Origin of the sequence: Tsuneonella deserti (genome assembly GCF_014644315.1) — a bacterium.
GTDB classification, from domain to species: domain Bacteria; phylum Pseudomonadota; class Alphaproteobacteria; order Sphingomonadales; family Sphingomonadaceae; genus Tsuneonella; species Tsuneonella deserti.
Window position 1 is genome coordinate 755,824 of sequence record NZ_BMKL01000001.1, and the last position, 13,920, is coordinate 769,743.

Annotated in this window: 11 protein-coding genes; 5 read left to right on the plus strand and 6 right to left on the minus strand. The window is 66.1% G+C overall.

Annotation, left to right across the window (positions count from 1 at the left end; genetic code table 11):
• The first annotated feature begins 63 nt into the window (after nt 1-63).
• Nucleotides 64-1,560: a glycerol-3-phosphate dehydrogenase gene (locus IEW58_RS03505; protein WP_188643848.1), complete on the plus strand. Its 1,497-nt coding sequence runs from the start codon at nt 64-66 to the stop codon at nt 1,558-1,560.
• Nucleotides 1,557-2,135 (plus strand): NADPH-dependent FMN reductase, encoded by a 579-nt coding sequence (locus IEW58_RS03510; protein WP_188643849.1) that lies wholly within the window; start codon nt 1,557-1,559, stop codon nt 2,133-2,135. The genes IEW58_RS03505 and IEW58_RS03510 overlap by 4 nt, the downstream gene beginning before the upstream one ends.
• Here IEW58_RS03510 and IEW58_RS03515 read toward each other — a convergent pair.
• A complete protein-coding gene (locus IEW58_RS03515; RefSeq protein WP_188643850.1) occupies nt 2,126-2,494 on the minus strand; it encodes a DUF6285 domain-containing protein in 369 nt (122 codons plus the stop codon). The genes IEW58_RS03510 and IEW58_RS03515 overlap by 10 nt on opposite strands.
• Nucleotides 2,484-3,500 carry a phosphotransferase family protein gene (locus tag IEW58_RS03520; RefSeq protein WP_188643851.1) on the minus strand — a complete coding sequence of 339 codons (1,017 nt, stop codon included), beginning with the start codon at nt 3,498-3,500 and terminating at the stop codon, nt 2,484-2,486. Before IEW58_RS03520 ends, IEW58_RS03515 begins: the two co-directional genes overlap by 11 nt.
• A gap of 61 nt (nt 3,501-3,561) precedes the next feature.
• On the opposite strand from IEW58_RS03520, the gene kynU reads away from it, so the two are divergent.
• The 3 genes from kynU to IEW58_RS03535 all read left to right on the plus strand — a co-directional run bounded on the left by kynU (nt 3,562) and on the right by IEW58_RS03535 (nt 6,964).
• On the plus strand, nt 3,562-4,785 hold the full coding sequence (kynU, locus tag IEW58_RS03525; protein WP_188643852.1) for a kynureninase: 1,224 nt from the start codon (nt 3,562-3,564) through the stop codon (nt 4,783-4,785).
• Between the two features lie 62 nt (nt 4,786-4,847).
• Nucleotides 4,848-6,134 (plus strand): acyl-CoA dehydrogenase family protein, encoded by a 1,287-nt coding sequence (locus tag IEW58_RS03530; protein WP_188643853.1) that lies wholly within the window; start codon nt 4,848-4,850, stop codon nt 6,132-6,134.
• A complete protein-coding gene (locus tag IEW58_RS03535; RefSeq protein WP_188643854.1) occupies nt 6,131-6,964 on the plus strand; it encodes an alpha/beta hydrolase in 834 nt (277 codons plus the stop codon). Before IEW58_RS03530 ends, IEW58_RS03535 begins: the two co-directional genes overlap by 4 nt.
• On the opposite strand, the gene acs is transcribed toward IEW58_RS03535, so the two are convergent.
• The 4 genes from acs to IEW58_RS03555 form a co-directional block, all read right to left on the minus strand.
• On the minus strand, nt 6,961-8,910 hold the full coding sequence (acs, locus tag IEW58_RS03540) for an acetate--CoA ligase (protein WP_188643855.1): 1,950 nt from the start codon (nt 8,908-8,910) through the stop codon (nt 6,961-6,963). The genes IEW58_RS03535 and acs overlap by 4 nt on opposite strands.
• A 36-nt stretch (nt 8,911-8,946) precedes the next feature.
• Nucleotides 8,947-10,464: a TLP1 C-terminal extension domain-containing protein gene (locus tag IEW58_RS03545; protein WP_188643856.1), complete on the minus strand. Its 1,518-nt coding sequence runs from the start codon at nt 10,462-10,464 to the stop codon at nt 8,947-8,949.
• Between the two features lie 154 nt (nt 10,465-10,618).
• Entirely contained in the window at nt 10,619-12,658 is a 2,040-nt protein-coding gene (locus tag IEW58_RS03550) for a 3-hydroxyacyl-CoA dehydrogenase NAD-binding domain-containing protein (protein ID WP_188643857.1), read from the minus strand.
• An 11-nt stretch (nt 12,659-12,669) separates the two neighbouring features.
• The gene (locus tag IEW58_RS03555) at nt 12,670-13,905 is read right to left on the minus strand and encodes a serine hydrolase domain-containing protein (RefSeq protein WP_188643858.1); all 1,236 of its coding nucleotides are present in this window, start codon (nt 13,903-13,905) and stop codon (nt 12,670-12,672) included.
• Nucleotides 13,906-13,920: the final 15 nt, after the last annotated feature.

Sequence of the window (13,920 nt, forward strand, 5' to 3'; positions counted from 1 at the left end):
CCGCTTTCCCTTCGCGCGGCGGGCGCTAGTGTGCAAGCCGGGCACCGCGCAAGCACAGGGACAATGCCGGAAAACGACAATTCTTTGTTCGACGTCGCGGTCATCGGCGGAGGAGTGAACGGCGCGGGAATTGCGCGCGATCTGGCCGGACGCGGCGCGCGCGTTCTGCTGCTCGAGGCGGGGGACCTGGCGAGCGGGACTTCATCTGCCTCGAGCAAGCTGATCCACGGAGGGCTGCGTTACCTCGAGCATTACGAATTCGGCCTGGTTCGCGAGGCGTTGTCGGAGCGGGAGCGCTTGTGGGAAATCGCGCCGCATCTGATCTGGCCCATGCGTTTCGTCCTGCCTTATGTTTCGGGGCTGCGTCCGCGCTGGCTGCTGCGTCTGGGATTGTTCCTGTACGATCACCTGGGAAGGCGAAGGCGGCTTCCCGGCACCGAAAGCGTGTGGCTCGACGAGCATGTGGCAGGCGCCCCGCTAAAGGGGGAATTCGTACACGGATTCATCTATTCCGATTGCTGGGTCGATGACGCCCGGCTGGTGGTGCTCAACGCGAGGGACGCGGCAGACCGGGGCGCACAAGTTCGCACCCGTTGTCGGGTCGAGGCGATCGAGCGCGCGCGCGAACATTGGAGCCTCGTCACGCCGCAGGGCCTTTTCAAGGCGCGGGCGGTGGTCAATGCTGCGGGCCCCTCGGTGCTCGATCTGCTCGGCAAATCGGGGGAGCCGGCCGGGCGATCGATCCGCCTCGTGCGCGGGTCGCACATCGTGGTGCCCCGCCTGTTCGAGCACCCCTATCCTTATTTCTTCCAATTGCCGGACGGTCGCATCTTCTTCGCAATCCCCTACGAACGGGATTACACGCTGATCGGCACGACCGACCGCGACCATCATGGCGGCCTCGATGCGATCCACGCGAGCGAAGAGGAAATCGCTTACCTGTGCCAAGGCGCAAGCCGCTTTTTCCGCCATCCGGTCCAGCCGTCGGACGTGATGTGGTCGTACGCCGGGGTGCGGCCGCTGGTCGACGATGGCTCCGGCAAGCCCGAGGCGGCGACGCGCGGTTACAGTTTCGAGCTGTCCGATGAAGATGAAGGCGCGCCGATACTCAGCGTGTTCGGCGGCAAGATCACCACCTATCGTCATCTGGCGCAGGAAGCGGCCGACCTGCTGGCCGAGCGCATGCCCGAGCTCGACAAACCACATTGGACCGATGCCGCGCCGTTGCCTGGCGGTAATTTTCCGGTCGATGGGCAGCCGCGCCAACTCGCGACCCTGCTGTCGCACTATCCGTTTTTGGAACCCACCTGGGGGGACCGGATGATCAAGGCCTACGGCACGCTGGCGAGCGTCATGTTGGGGGACGCCAGCAGTCTCGACGACTGCGGCCGGCATTTCGGCCACGGGTTGACCGAGCGTGAGGTGCGATACCTTCAAGCGCGGGAGTGGGCCGTCACGGCGGATGACATCCTGTGGCGCCGCAGCAAGCTGGGCTTGCGTTTTACAGCCGAGGAGCGACAGGCACTCGAGACTTTTCTGGCACAGGAGCCAAGCGCTTGACCCCTCGCATCGTCGCCATCGGCGGCACGGTATCACCCGGCAGCACGACCGAACTGGCGCTCAAGACGGCGATGGCCAGCGCAAAGGCCGAAGGAGCCGAGGTGACACTCTTCGACGGCAACTATCTTGCCGGCCTGCCGCATTATCGCGGACCTGGCCACACGGTCGAGGACGGGATGGAAATGGTTGAAGCCGTCCGGCAGGCCGACGGATTGCTGATCGCGGCACCGGGATATCACGGCACTGTGTCCGGCCTCGTGAAAAACGCTCTCGACTACCTTGAAGATCTGGCCGGCGATGAAAGACCGTACCTGGACGGTCGGGCAGTGGGCTTGATCGCCACCGCATACGGCGACCAGGCGACGGTCAACACCATGCAGACGCTGCGCACGGTAGTCCACGCCTTGCGCGGCTGGCCGACGCCCATGGGCGCGACGATCCGGGTAGGCCCGGACATGTTCTCGTCCGGCGGGCCGCGCCTCGACGAGCGGTCGCGTACGCAGCTCGAACTCGTGGGCCGCCAGGTGGTGCTCGGCGCGCGGAGCCTTGCTTCGCTGGGCGAGGCTCAGGCCTGATCCGGCTTGCTGCCGCGCCAGGCGCGAAAGGCAGGGTAAGCCGGCTGGTCGATCTCCAGCTTGGCGACAGTCGTGCGGATCAGGTGATTGATCAGCGCCGGTTCTTCCGCGTCGATCGACGCGCTGCGAATGGCAACGGCAAGGCGGCCGTTCAGCGACGCCAGGTCTTCCTCTGGCCCGAGCAGATCCACCAGACGCGTCCGTTCCTCCTCCTCCAGCGCGGGTCCCATTTCCAGCTGGCGCTGGGCGATGCCGAGCGCATTGGCGACCACCTTCTGCGGGAAGCCCGGCGCCACTCCGCCCTCAAGGGCGCGGCGGGCCTCGGCAATCAGTAGTGAAGGGGAAGGTCTATCGAACATTCCAAGCCTCGTGATCGGGCGCCAGCAGGCGCATCAGGTCGAACTCGGTTTCGGACGCCCGGCGCGCGATTACGCCTGCTTCGATCGATCGGCTGCCTTCGAGGAACGCCTCGGCCACCCCGGCGCACATGACGCCCCAGTTCATGGTCTGGAACACCTCCCATGCGTGCAGTTCCGCGCGATCGACGGGGGCACCGCCAGCGGCCTCATAGCCGGCGATCAGGTCTTCGCGGGTGCCGAAGCCGCCGACCGGCAGGTCCGGTCGCTGGAACCGCCAGCTCGTCACGCATAACCACGCAAGATCGTAGGCCGGCGGGCCGACGTGAGCGAGCTCCCAGTCAAGCACTGCGCGTATGCCCTCGGGCCCCACCATCAGGTTGCCGTTGCGAAAGTCCCCGTGCAGGAGCACGCGCGCGCGCTCGACCGGCAGGCGGCCCTTCAGCCACCGCAGGGCAAATTCGAATACCGGCCGATCATGGCCGGTCAACCGGTGCCGCTCCTCGAGCGCGGCGAGCTCCTCGTGCGCGCCGATCTGGCGCAGGCCGAGTGGCTCGTATCCTCCGGCACCATGGATGCGAGCGAGTATTTCACCGCAATGGCGCGCCATACCGGCGCGGGCTTGCTCGAGTTCCGGCAGCTTGAGCACCCGCCCGCCGACGGTTTCTCCGGTGATCCGGGCCATCGCGTAACCATCGCCAGCCGCGGAGCCCGGAGCAAGTTCGAAGGCAACCGAGGGCACCGGCACTCCAACCCCCTCGGCAAGCCGCACAAGAGCCGCCTCCGCCGCAACGCTCGGCAGACCTTGCGAAGAGAAGCGTCTCCCGGCCGGCTGGCGGCGCAGGACCAGCGGGATCGTGGTTCCGCCTGCAGTCACGAGATCGAACGCCCACATCTCTTTGCTCGCGCCGCCGGATAGCTGGCGCAGGCCGGTTACTTCGGAGGCATCGATGCCTGCTTCGCGTGCGGCCGCCAGCAAAGCGTCCGCGAGTTCATGTTCCGCTCCCATTGGGTCCACGGTGCGCGATTTGCCGTGCGCTGGCAACGCCTCTCCCGCTAAGGACCCGTCCATGACTCCCGAACAACTCGACGCCGCCGATCCGCTTGCGCCCTTCCGCGACCGGTTCGCTTTGCCGGAAGGAGTGATCTATCTCGACGGTAACTCGCTCGGCGCCCGGCCGAAAGCGGCAGCCGGGCGCATCGCGCAAGTCGTCGAGCGCGAGTGGGGCGAGGGGCTTATAACCTCGTGGAATGCTGCAGGCTGGATCGAGGCGCCCCGGCGGATCGGCGACAAGATCGCGCAGCTGGTCGGCGCGGGGAATGGCGAGATGATCGCCTGCGATTCCACCTCGGTAAACATTTTCAAGACCTTATGCGCTGCTCTTTCGCTCACGCCCGAGCGCGACACCATCCTTTCAGAGCGCGGCAACTTCCCGACCGACATCTACATGGTGCAGGGAATCGAGGCGCTGACGGGCCGCAGGATTCGCCAGCAGCTTGTCGAGCCCGGTGAAGTCGAGGGCGCGATGGGCGACCATGTCGCCGTGGTGCTGCTGACCCATGTCCACTACAAGACCGGGCGAATGCGCGACATGGCGCTGACCACCCGGTTGGCACACGAGGCGGGCGCGTCGATCGTGTGGGACCTTAGCCACAGTGCGGGTGCGGTGCCGGTCGACCTTACCAGCGCCGGTGCGGATTTCGCGGTCGGATGCGGATACAAATATCTCAATGGAGGACCAGGGGCGCCGGCGTTCTTGTTTGCGGCGAAGCGGCATCAGCAAAAGGTGATGCCGGCGCTGTCGGGCTGGTTCGGACATGCGGAACCCTTCGCGTTCGACGACCAATATCGGCCTGCCCCCGGAGTCGAGCGTTTCATGGTCGGCACGCCGCCCGTGCTCGGAATGGCGGCGCTGGAGGTCGGTGTGGATCTGTTTCTCGAAGCGGACATGGCCCAAGTGCGATCGAAATCGCTGTCGCTCTCCCGGCTTTTCATCGAGCGCATGAAGCCACTGTGCGCAGCGCATGGTTTCCAGCTCGCGAGCCCCGAGCTTGAGGCCGAGCGGGGAAGCCAGGTCTCCTATCGGCATCCACAGGGCTATGCGATCATGCAGGCGCTCATCGCGCGAGGCGTGGTCGGCGACTTTCGCGCGCCCGACATCCTGCGCTTCGGCTTTACCCCCCTGTACACCTCGCACGTGGAAGTGGCGGCGGCGGTGGATCACATGGCCCAAGTGATGGAGGGCGGCGAGTGGGACAGGCCCGAATATAAAGTTCGGGCCGCGGTCACCTGAATCCTTGCGGTGGAACGCCAGCGCGATAGGTTTCACCCGGCAACGAAAAACGGGAGAAATCGATGGACTTCGCGATACCGCGCGAGCTGGAGGACTACTACGCGGAGCTGGTGGCATTCATCGAGGCGGAAATCGATCCGCTCGTCGCTGCCGACGACAACATGCGCTTCTTCGATCACCGGCGCGAGCATGCGCGGACCGACTGGGATGCGGGCGGCCTGCCGAGCCACGATTGGGAAGAGCTGCTTCGAGAGGCGCGCAGGCGTGCGGACGCAGCTGGTCATTGGCGTTTCTCCGCGCCCAGGAAGTACGGCGGCAAGGACGGATCGAACCTGTGGATGGCGGTGATCCGCGAGCGCTTTGCGCGGCGCGGCCTCGGCCTCCACAACGATCTGCAGAACGAGCACTCGATCGTCGGCAACTTCCCCTTCGTGGCGATGTTCGAGACCTTCGGTACCGAGGAGCAGAAGGAGGAGTTCATCCTGGGCGGGTTCGAGGGGAATCGCCGGGTCGCCTTCGGCCTGACCGAGCCGCACCACGGCAGCGATGCGACCTGGATGGAGACCAAGGCGGTGCGCGAGGAGCGCGACGGCGTGCCCGGCTGGCGCATCGACGGCGAGAAGATGTGGATCACCGGGATGCACATCGCGACCCACTGCGCGACGTTCGCCCGCACCAGCGGCGAGCCGGGCGATGCGCGCGGGATCACCTGCTTCCTCGTCCCCAATCCCACGCCCGGCCTCGAAATCGAGGAATGGATGTGGACGTTCAACATGCCTACAGATCACCCGCGCCTTAGCCTGACCAACGTGTGGGTGCCGGACAGCGCGATCCTGGGAGCTGAAGGTCGGGGGCTGAGCCTGGCGCAGAGCTTCGTCCACCAGAACCGCATCCGCCAGGCCGCGAGCAGTCTCGGCGCAGCGCTCCACTGCATCGACGAGAGCGTGAAATACGCGCGTGAAAGGAAGCCCTTCGGAGAGGAGCTGGCCCGCAACCAGGGCATCCAGTTCCCGCTCGTGGAGCTTGCGACGCAGTGCGAGATGCTCCGCCTGCTGATCTACAAGACCGCGTGGGAGATGGACAACATGCCACACGAGGAGATCGAGCGGACGATCTCCGATAAGGTATCGATGTGCAACTACTGGGCGAACCGGCTGGTGTGCCAGGCGGCGGACCGGGCGATGCAGGTCCACGGCGGTATCGGCTACTCCAGGCACAAGCCGTTCGAGCACATCTACCGCCACCACCGCCGCTACCGCATCACGGAGGGCGCCGAGGAAATCCAGATGCGGAAGGTGGGTGCGTACCTGTTCGGCTATCTCGGTCCAAACCGGGGCAAGTTCGGGTGAAGCAGCTCGACTGGCGGCTGACTGGCCAGCGCGGCGTTGAGCTGTTTGCGCAAGGCTGGTTGCCCGACGGCCCGGTGCGCGACGTGATCGTCATCGCCCATGGCTACGCCGAGCACGGCGGGCGCTATGGCAATCTTGTCGAACGGCTCGTGCCCGGGGGCTATGCTCTCTATGCCATCGACCACCGGGGGCATGGCCGGTCGGGAGGAAAGCGTGCGCTGGTCGATCGCATGGCCTGGGTTATCGAGGACCTGCACAAGTTCATCGGCGAGGTGCGCGAGCGGCATGACGGCCAGCTGGTCAAATTGCTCGGCCACTCGATGGGCGGCAACGTGGCGTTCGGGTATGCGCTGCGCTGGCCGGAGGACCTGTCGGGCCTGATCCTCTCAGGTCCCCTGATCGGTGGCACCGCGCCGGCGGCGCAGCGGCTGGTGGTAAAGCTGCTCTCGGCCGTGGCGCCGGGCCTTGGGACTGTCGCGCTGCCGCCCGAGGCGGTCAGCCGGGACCCGGAGGTGGTGAAGGCGTATGAGGCCGATCCGCTGGTGACGGTCGGCAAAGTCCCCGCCCGCACGGCGCACGAGCTGTTCGCGCCGCTCCCCGGCTACCTTGAACGCGCGCCTGGCATGCAGGTCCCTGTTCTGATCCAGCATGGCGAGGCCGACGCGCTGGTTCCGCTGGCTGGCGCAAGGCCGACCATCGATGCGATCGGCGCGCCGGACAAGACGGTGATCACGTATCCCGGCCTCTATCACGAGATCTACAACGAGCCCGAGAAGGACGCCGTGATCGGCGACCTTGCCCGCTGGCTCGAGGCACATCCCGCAGCCTAGCGGTTCATCCTCCCCGCAATCAGCTGGTCCACCACCGATGGATCGGCCAGCGTCGAGGTATCGCCCAGCGCGCTGACCTCGTTCTCCGCGATCTTGCGCAGGATGCGGCGCATGATCTTGCCGCTGCGCGTCTTGGGCAGGGCGGGTGTGAAGTGGAGATGATCGGGCGAGGCGATCGGGCCGATCTCATGCCGCACCTGTTGGCGGAGCGCGGCGGCGAGATCGTCGGAAGGCTCCAGCCCCGCGTTCAGCGTCACGTAGCAGTAGATGCCCTGGCCCTTGATGTCGTGCGGGTAGCCGACCACCGCGGCCTCTGCGACATGCTCGTGGAGCACCAGCGCGCTTTCGACTTCGGCGGTGCCCATCCGGTGGCCTGAGACGTTGATCACGTCGTCCACCCGCCCGGTGATCCAGTAGTATCCGTCCTCGTCGCGCCGGCAGCCGTCGCCGGTGAAGTACTTGCCGCGGTAGGTGACGAAGTAGGTCTGCACGAAGCGGTCGTGATCGCCGTAGACCGTGCGCGCCTGCCCGGGCCATGAGCGAATGAGGCACAGGTTGCCGCTCGCGGCGCCTTCGAGCACTTCGCCGTCGGCATCGACGAGCTGCGGCACCACGCCGAAGAACGGCTTGCCTGCGCTCCCCGGCTTCATGTCGTGCGCGCCGGGCAGGGTGGTGATCATCACCCCGCCGGTCTCGGTCTGCCACCAGGTGTCGATCACCGGCAGCGCGCCCTTGCCGACGGTGTCGGAGTACCAGCGCCAGGCTTCGGGATTGATCGGTTCTCCCACGGTGCCAAGCAGGCGGAGCGAGGAGAGGTCGTGCCGCTCCACCGGCTCCTTGCCCTCGCGCATCAGCGACCGGATCGCGGTCGGCGCGGTGTAGAAGATGTTGACCTTGTGCTTCTCGACCGCAGCCCAGAACCGGTCGACATCGGGCCAGTTGGGCACGCCTTCGAACATCAGCGCGGTCGCTCCGTTCTGCAGCGGGCCGTAGACGACATAGCTGTGGCCGGTGACCCAGCCGATGTCGGCGGTGCACCAGAACACTTCGCCCGGGCGGTAGTCGAAGGTGTAACGGAAGGTGGTCTCGGTCCACACCGCGTAGCCGCCCGTGGTATGGAGCAGACCCTTCGGCTTGCCGGTCGATCCGCTGGTGTAAAGGATGAACAGGGGATCTTCCGCGTTCATCGGCTCGCACGGGCACTCGTCCGACACGCCTTGCGACAGCTCGTGATACCAGTGATCGCGGCCCTCGCGCATGGTCACCTGTCCGCCGGTGTGTTCGATTACCAGAACACCCCTGTTCGGCGCCTTTTCAAGCGCTTCATCGACATTGTTTTTGAGCGGAATCGTCTTGCCGCCGCGCCGTCCCTCGTCGGCGCAGACCAGCCAGTCGCTCGCGCAATCCTCGATCCTTCCGGCGATCGCCTCGGGGCTGAAGCCGCCGAAAATGACCGAGTGAACCGCGCCGATCCGCGCGCAGGCGAGCATGGCGAAGGCGCCTTCAGGCACCATCGGCATGTAGATCGTGACGCGGTCGCCCTTCGAAACACCCATCTTTTTCAAGGTGTTGGCCATGCGAACGACTTCGCGCTCGAGCTCGGCATAACTGATGCGGCGCACTTCGCCGTGCGGATCGTCGGGCTCGAAGATTAGCGCGATCCGGTCGCCGTGTCCCGCGGCGACGTGCCGGTCGACCGCGTTGTGGCAGATGTTGAGCTGGCCGTCCTCGAACCACTTGATCGAGACCGGATCGAAGCTCCAGTCGCCCGCCACCGTGGGTGTCTTTACCCAGTCCAGCCGCGCCGCCTGCTCGAGCCAGAAGGCATCGCTGTCCTCGATGCTGCGGGCGTACATCGCCTCGTACTGCTCGGCGGTGCAGTTGGTGCCTTGGGCGGCGGAGGCGGGGCGGCGCACCCATTCGTCATGCGCGGCGGTGTCGGTCATCGTGCTCTCCCGGGCTGTGTGACGGAGACTAGCGTTTCAGCCGCCCAGTGTGAACGCGTTGCGTTCTCCGCCATTGGAAAGCAGCACTTGCGCTCCCACCGGATCCGCGTCTTCCATAGCCGTGAGCGTCGCGGGGTCGTCGCTGCGAGCGATGAAACGGCTGCCATCGGCAAGGCTACCGACCGCGATGGCGTAAGTCGGTCCCTCGCGGCCGTAAACGATGGTATAAGTTTCCACCGTGCCCGGCCCTTGGGCCAGCTCGGCGATTTCGGGCGAGGGCGCGCGCTTTTGCACCGCCTCGCTCCAGCCGGGAAATGCGCCGGGCTCGGTCGAGAGAACAAGCGCGGCGTACTTGCTCTGGAAACCGCCGTTCGCGCCGACGAGGCCGTATGCGCCAGACCGTTCGCGGAGCCGTTCGACCGTGCTCGCGATCGCGTGGCTCGAATAGCCGTTGCCCGATCCGCCGAAATAGGGGAGCCCGCCCGTCACCGTCAGCCCGCGCGGATCGTTCTGATTGAGACCCAGGTGGTCGATCGCGGTCGAGAAAACGGCGATCGGGAAGCACGAATAGAAATCGAGCACTTCGACTTCCCCCATCAACTTGCCGGAAGCGGCAAGAGCGGCATCGAGCGCGGCCTCGGCGGCGGGGTAAGCGCCCGGGTCGGCGCGTTCGAGGATGTCGGGCTCTGCCGCCTGTGCTGCGCCGTGGATATAGACCCAGCGGTCCTCCGGGATGCCCGCGCCTCGCGCGGCAGCGACGGACATGACCAGCATAGCGGCGCCCATGTTGACCTGGTCGCGGGCGACGACCTTCAGCGGGAAGGGATCGGCGATCATGCGATTCTTCGCTGTGACCGTCGCGATCTCCTCGGCGGAGAGCGGTTCGCTCGCCGCGCAGGAATATGGGTTCGCCGCCGCCTTGGCGCTGAACGGCGCGAACAGCTCGCCCATCGCGGTGCAGTAGTCCTCGCGGCTCATGCCGAGGCGCGCGCGGCGGGCGTTCTCGAGCAGGGCGTAGGCGATCGGCGCGCTGACGATGCCGTGACGGATGCCGAGCGCGGTGAGCATCCGCGCCGATCCGCGGTCCTCGATCTCCCCTTCGTCGTGCTCCGCCCAGTCGCGCATCTCGCCCTGCGATGAGAGGTAACGGGTGTTCGAGATCGCCTCGGCCCCGAACACCATTCCGGCAGCAGTCTCGCCGCGCGCAATCCGCTCCGCCATCTCGACGAGCGCCGTGACCGGCGATTGCCCGCCAACCGCTTCGAGGATCGCGTGCCTCGGAGCCAAGCCGACCCGACGTGCCACCGCGAGCGGGAACTTGTCCGGCTTGCCAAAGGGCGAGGGCGCTGCGCCCGAATCCTCGAAAGTGCGGATGGAGGAGACGACTTCCACCAGCGGCTTCAGGTCCCGTGCCGCGCCCGCATCCGCCAAGGCGCGCTCGGCGGCGGCGGCGGCGAGATCGGCGGCGGAAAGGCCCTGCCAGCCGGCCTCGCCGATGCGCTCGACAACCTGGCCGACACCAACGATTACCGGCGTCGAATCCGCTCCGTTCATCGCTCGATCCCCACGCGTGGACCACATGGACCACTGTCCTGGCAAAAGAAATCGGGCCGCTGCAAAGCTACGCCAGGAGCGGCGGCGTGGAGGGGTCGGCAGACGCGGATCATGCCGCCTCCATCGCACGCCGGACGCTTTGTAGGAAAGCGGCTCAGCGGTTGAACTTCTCGCCCGCATCCGCCTTGCGTCGCAGGTAATCGCTCACCGGAAGGCCATGCTTTTCAAGCCCTTCGACGACGGTCTTGAGACCGATCGTGTCGGCCCAGAACATCGGCCCGCCGGTGTAGAGCGGCCAGCCGTAGCCGTTGATCCACACCACATCGATGTCGCTCGCGCGCTGGGCCATGCCTTCGTCGAGGATCTTCGCGCCTTCGTTGACCATCGGGTAAAGCAGGCGCTCGCGGATCTCGTCCTTGGAGATTTCGCGCTGCGGCTTGCCTTCCTTCTTGGCGAAATCTGCGATGATCGCCTTGGTTTCCTCCGACGGCGTGCGGTTGCGCGCCTCGTCGTAGTCGTAATAGCCCTTGCCCGCCTTCTGCCCGAAGCGGCCCTTGGCGCAGAGCGCGTCGCGGATCGTTTCGATCTTCGACGGATCGCGGTGCCAGCCGATGTCGGTCCCCGCGAGGTCGCCCATCTGGAACGGACCCATCGGGAAGCCGAATTCGAGCAGGACGTCGTCGATGTCCCAGTAGTTCGCGCCTTCCATGATCAGCGCGTTGGCCTGTTGCTGGCGGGGGCTGAGCATGCGGTTGCCGATGAAGCCGGGGCACACGCCCGAGACCGCGGCGACTTTGCCGATCTTCTTGGCGAGCTGCATCACTGTCGCCAGCACGTCCTTGCGGGTTTCCTTGCCGCGAACGATCTCCAGCAATTTCATCACGTTGGCGGGCGAAAAGAAGTGCATGCCGAGCACGTAGCCGGGCCGCCTGGTCGCGGTGGCGATCTCGTCCACGTCGAGATAGCTGGTGTTGGAGGCGAGGATCGCGCCCTGCTTCACCACTTCGTCAAGCCTGGCGAAGACCTGCTTCTTGACGTCCATGTTCTCGTACACGGCCTCGATCACGAGATCGCAGTCGGCCAGTTCATCGTAGTTGAGGGTGGGCGAGAGCAGGCCCATCGCCTTTTCCACCGCCTCGTCGGTCATGCGCCCGCGCTTGGCGGTGTTCTCGTAGTTGCGGCGCATCGTCCCCGTCCCACGGTCGAGCGCGTCCTGCTGCATTTCCAGGATCGTCACCGGGATGCCGGCGGACAGGAAATTCATCGCGATCCCGCCGCCCATTGTGCCGGCGCCGATGATGCCGACCTTGTTGATGGGGATCAGCGGGGTATCGCCCGGCACGTCGTCGATCTTGTTCGCGGCGCGCTCGGCGAAGAAGTAGTGGCGCATGGCAGCCGACTGGGTGCCGGTCATCAGCTTCATGAACAGCTCGCGCTCCTTCTTCACGCCTTCGGCATAGGAGAGCTCGCCGGCCGCCTTGACCGCCTCGATCGCGGCGTTGGGCGCGTCGAAGCCGCGGATCTTACGGGCCTGGCTGGCGCGGAACTTGTCGAAGATATCGGGATCGCGAACACCGTCCTGGTTCTTGGTGTCCTCGGAAGCGCGCGGGACGGGCTGGCCGATCTTGCTGCGCGCGAAGGCGACCGCATCGGCTTCGAGGTTGTCCTCGCTGACGATCGCATCGACGAGGCCAATGCTTTGCGCCTTCTTGGCAGAGATCGGATCGCCGCCGACGACCAGCGGCAGCGCGGCTTCGGCACCGACAAGCCGCGGCAGGCGCTGGGTGCCCGCCGCTCCGGGTATCAGGCCGAGCTTCACTTCGGGCAGGCCGATCTTCGCGCTCGGCACGGCAACGCGGTAATGGCACGCGAGCGCCACTTCGCACCCGCCGCCCAGCGCCGTGCCGTGAATCGCGGCGACCACGGGCTTGTCGCTTGCTTCCATCGCGTCGAGCGTCTCGGGCAGGCTCGGCCCTTGCGGCGGCTTGCCGAACTCGGTGATGTCGGCCCCGGCGAAGAACGTGCGTCCGTCACAGCGGATGACGATGGCCTTCACCCCGTCGTCGGCAAGGCCGGCCTCGATCTCGCGCTTGAGCCCGGCGCGCACCGCCTGGCCGAGCGCGTTGACCGGCGGGTTGTTCGATACGACGACAAGCACTTCGCCATCGCGGTGGGAGGAAATCGGATCGGTCATCGGGGTTCTCCTCAGGCGCGGCTGTCGGACAGCGCGGAATAGATCAGGGTCTTGAGCTGACGGCGGATCGGATAGGCGCTCGACGGATAGACCTGCGTCATGAACACCATCGTGATCCCCTCGACCGGGTCGACGAAGAAAGCGGTCGAATAGGCGCCGCCCCAGTAAAATTCGCCCTTGCTCGCCGGCATCAGCGTCTTGGCGGGATCGATCACGCAGGCAAAGCCGAGGCCGAAGCCGACGCCTGCGTTCTGGCTCTCCGAGAACAGGCTCTGCGAAAGCTGCGTGAGGTCCTGTCCGCCGGGCAGGTGGTTGGCGGTCATCAGGTCGAGCGTCTTGGGGCTGATGATCCGCGCGCCGTCCAGCTCGCCGCGATTGACCAGCATCGCGGTGAACCGCTCGTAGTCCGCAATCGTGCCGACGAGGCCGCCGCCGCCGCTGTCGAACCGGCCCGGACGCCCGAGATTGCTCTTTAGACCGGCGTCGATCATCTTCGGCTTGTGGCCGGGAATGTACTGGTAGGCATCGACGAGGCGGTCGAGCTGGCCTTCCGCGCCGAAGCGCGTGTCGGTCATGCCGAGCGGCTGAAAGATATGCTTTTCGAAATAGTCGCCCAGCCGCATCCCGCTGATCCGCTCGACCGCGACGCCGAGCACGTCCGTCGAGACCGAATAATTCCACCTGTCGCCGGGCGAGAATTCGAGCGGGATCTTTGCCAGCGTGGCGATGTATTCGTCGCTGTCGAGGTGGCCGCGCGCGAAATCGAAGCTGCTATCACGATAGGCTGCATCGACGTTGGTGCGCTGCTGGAACCCGTAGGTCAGGCCCGACATGTGGGTCAGCAAGTCGACAAAACGCATCGGCCCGGCTTTTGCGCCGGGCACGAACGGCGCGCCGCTGCCGCCACCACCGGCGTACACGCTCAGGTTCTTGAACTCGGGAAAGACCTTGGTCACCGGCTCTTCCAGCGCGACCTTGCACTGTTCCACCAGCTGCATGAACGCGATCGAGGTGACCGGCTTGGTCATACTGGCGATGCGGAACAGCGCATCCTCGCGCAGGGCTTCGCGGCCTTCGCCCATCGTGCCCATCTGGGTGCGGTAGACCGGCTGCCCGTCGCGCGCGATGCTAAGCTGCATCATCGGAAGGCGGCTGGTGTCGAGGTAGGCCGTGCGCAGAAACGGCTCAATCCGCTCCAGCCGATCTTGGTCGAAGCCGAGGGCCGCCGTGGCCGTGGTGTCCAACATGGTGCGATTCTCTCC

Excerpts from the sequence above, each read along its gene's own strand:
- IEW58_RS03550 (WP_188643857.1), bottom strand. The coding sequence starts at position 12,658 with ATGACCGATCCGATTTCCTCCCACCGCGATGGCGAAGTGCTTGTCGTC.
- kynU (WP_188643852.1), top strand. The coding sequence starts at position 3,562 with ATGACTCCCGAACAACTCGACGCCGCCGATCCGCTTGCGCCCTTCCGC.
- IEW58_RS03530 (WP_188643853.1), top strand. The coding sequence starts at position 4,848 with ATGGACTTCGCGATACCGCGCGAGCTGGAGGACTACTACGCGGAGCTG.
- IEW58_RS03505 (WP_188643848.1), top strand. The coding sequence starts at position 64 with ATGCCGGAAAACGACAATTCTTTGTTCGACGTCGCGGTCATCGGCGGA.
- IEW58_RS03555 (WP_188643858.1), bottom strand. The coding sequence starts at position 13,905 with ATGTTGGACACCACGGCCACGGCGGCCCTCGGCTTCGACCAAGATCGG.
- IEW58_RS03545 (WP_188643856.1), bottom strand. The coding sequence starts at position 10,464 with ATGAACGGAGCGGATTCGACGCCGGTAATCGTTGGTGTCGGCCAGGTT.
- acs (WP_188643855.1), bottom strand. The coding sequence starts at position 8,910 with ATGACCGACACCGCCGCGCATGACGAATGGGTGCGCCGCCCCGCCTCC.
- IEW58_RS03515 (WP_188643850.1), bottom strand. The coding sequence starts at position 2,494 with ATGTTCGATAGACCTTCCCCTTCACTACTGATTGCCGAGGCCCGCCGC.
- IEW58_RS03520 (WP_188643851.1), bottom strand. The coding sequence starts at position 3,500 with ATGGGAGCGGAACATGAACTCGCGGACGCTTTGCTGGCGGCCGCACGC.